The following is a 2,072-nucleotide window of genomic DNA, read 5'->3' as shown; positions in this document are numbered from 1 at the left end:
GGGTTGGAGGTTGCGCCATGCCGAACGCCATCCGCTTGCAGAACGAGCGCGTCGTCCATTTGTCGCTCGAACGAATGGTCTGGCCTTCCGGACCGGTTTGCCCGCATTGCGGCGAGGCTGCCCGGCTGGGGCGGCTCAACGGCCTGAGCACCCCGATTGGCGCGTGGAAATGCTATTCCTGCCGGAAGCCGTTCACGATCAGGAACGGCACGATCTTTCACAACAGCCATGTGCCTCTGCATGTCTGGCTCCAGGCCCTCTACCTGCTGACGGCGACCCGGCAGAAGATGGGGTCGCAAAGGCTGGCGCAAACGCTGGGAGTTTCCGTCCGAACGGCCTGGCATCTGAAGCAGAAGATTGCCGGCGGCCTCGCGGTTTCTCCGCTGGAGGTGGCCTGCTACGCACCATGGCAGCATGGCGACATGGTCATGCGCTGCGAGTTCCTGGACTGCCAGGTCGATGGCGGCCCAGGCAGCGCGAGTTGCGTCGCGCGTTTTGAACGCTTCATGGCAGCGCTGGAAGGCATCGCAACCGCGGAAACGGACACCTTGTTCATTCAGGCGTTGCGGCGGCTCCTTGCAACCCGGCCGGAGCGGCTGGAAGAGGCCGGCGAGGCGTTGACGGAAGTTCAACTTGAACTCGGCTTGCTTGACGACGAGCCGGCGCAGCCGCGGGTCCGAGCTGCGAGCTTCAGCGGTTTCGGCATGCCGGTCTCTCAGGCCAAGAACTGACCTCTGCGCATATGACGTTCGACATGGTCGTGCCAGAGCTCGTCCAGCGTTCTGCTTCCGGCTTCGCTGGAAGCTGTGCCGAGCGGCTCCATTCCTACCAGTTCGCCCGCCGATGGCCGGGTGGCGTCCAAGGCTTCCAGAAAGGCGAGCGCTCCCATCGACCCTGCGGTGAAGGCCGGGTCTCGGCGGCTGCTCAGAAGACAGATTTCCTCGCCCACAAGTTCCGGGCCGATCCCGGTGAGAGCATTCAGCACCGATGACTGGGCCGAGGCGAGCGCGTGCGTTCGCAGCTCGCCGCATTTGCGTTCGACGATCAGCGTGACCAGGGTCGCAAGGAAACCGAGAATCTGCGGCTGGAGCCAGTCGCCCGCTTGCAGGCCGGCGCCATTCGCGGAAGTCTTCAGAACGAACGGCTCGAGGACGGAGAAGGCAGCCTTGCGCGCTGGTCGGGCTCTCAGAAGATCGAACATGCTGGCTCTGCCGTATCGGAGCCTTCAGGAACGGTGGACGACATGCTTAGGCACAACCGGAACGGGCCATCTACGCTGCCGCCCCGTCCTGATTTCATCGCGCTGGAGCTGGCCGCGCAACGCTCGGCCGAGCAAAGGGTAGCCTTTCTGTCGTTGATAGGCGATCTCAATTTCGCCTGGTCCAACAATGAGAGCATGTTCATCTATGTGCTGATGCTGCTGCTGGACACCGACGAGGCGGCTGCAGCGATCGTCTTTTCCACGCTCAACACGACGCGGGCGCGCCTCGACCTGGCGCAGCGCCTCGCCAAGGTCCGGATCAYGGACAAGGGGCTGCGCGCCGAGCTTGACGCGGTTGTCGAGGCCTTTTCTGCGGCAACGCGGCTGCGCAACGATCTCAACCACGCCACCTTCGTCGTCGACGCGAGCGGGGCGATCACACACACACAGAGCATGAAACTGGAGGAGGCCCGGGGCAGGCTGCGTTTCGGCACCCGCCGCCCCGTCGACCAGGCTCGGCTCGACGAGATCGCGGCGGCGACGCAGGAACTCTATGCTCTGAACCGGCGGATCTGGGATCTCCTCCCGCAGCTCGAACGCGGCGTGGCCACGTCCTGACCTTGCTTGGCATCGCTCCGAAAAGTGGAGTGCGGTTTTCGGGAAAGCCGATGCAAACACAGGTGGTTAGACCGTCGGACTGGATATGATATCCGGTCCGATGATCTAGATGTTCAGTCCCGGCATTTGATGGATTGGATCGAGCCTGAATCGTTCTGGCTCTGAAGTCCAGCATTTGCAGATGAACTCGTAGGGTGTGAGCCCCCTAAGGGTCTTCAGCCGGCGGCCGAAATTGTAGGCGGCAACGAAGTCT

General features: G+C 63.1%; 3 protein-coding genes and 1 pseudogene. 2 read left to right on the top strand and 2 right to left on the bottom strand.

Translation table 11 applies throughout. From position 1 onward, the window contains the following. Positions 1 to 731, top strand: a 731-nt coding sequence (locus tag AC1DJT_RS36380; RefSeq protein WP_476836019.1) for a transposase, incomplete at its 5' end; no start/stop codon positions are given. On the opposite strand, the gene AC1DJT_RS36375 is transcribed toward AC1DJT_RS36380, so the two are convergent. Then, positions 716 to 1,201: a hypothetical protein gene (locus tag AC1DJT_RS36375; protein ID WP_441507536.1), complete on the bottom strand. Its 486-nt coding sequence runs from the start codon at positions 1,199 to 1,201 to the stop codon at positions 716 to 718. The genes AC1DJT_RS36380 and AC1DJT_RS36375 overlap by 16 nt on opposite strands. Before the next feature lie 42 nt (positions 1,202 to 1,243). On the opposite strand from AC1DJT_RS36375, the gene AC1DJT_RS36370 reads away from it, so the two are divergent. Next, entirely contained in the window at positions 1,244 to 1,819 is a 576-nt protein-coding gene (locus tag AC1DJT_RS36370; RefSeq protein ID WP_476836018.1) for a hypothetical protein, read from the top strand. Positions 1,820 to 1,924: 105 nt separating this feature from the next. Here AC1DJT_RS36370 and AC1DJT_RS36365 read toward each other — a convergent pair. After that, positions 1,925 to 2,072, bottom strand: a pseudogene (locus tag AC1DJT_RS36365) (IS481 family transposase); the annotation flags it as partial.

Source organism: Allobosea sp. 05T422_2, from assembly GCF_056396265.1.
Note: the sequence above shows the minus strand (reverse complement) of the source record. Positions and strands in the feature narration are given on the sequence as shown.

Bases quoted from the DNA above. Each gene is read 5' to 3' on its own strand.
- AC1DJT_RS36375 (WP_441507536.1), bottom strand. From the start codon at position 1,201: ATGTTCGATCTTCTGAGAGCCCGACCAGCGCGCAAGGCTGCCTTCTCC.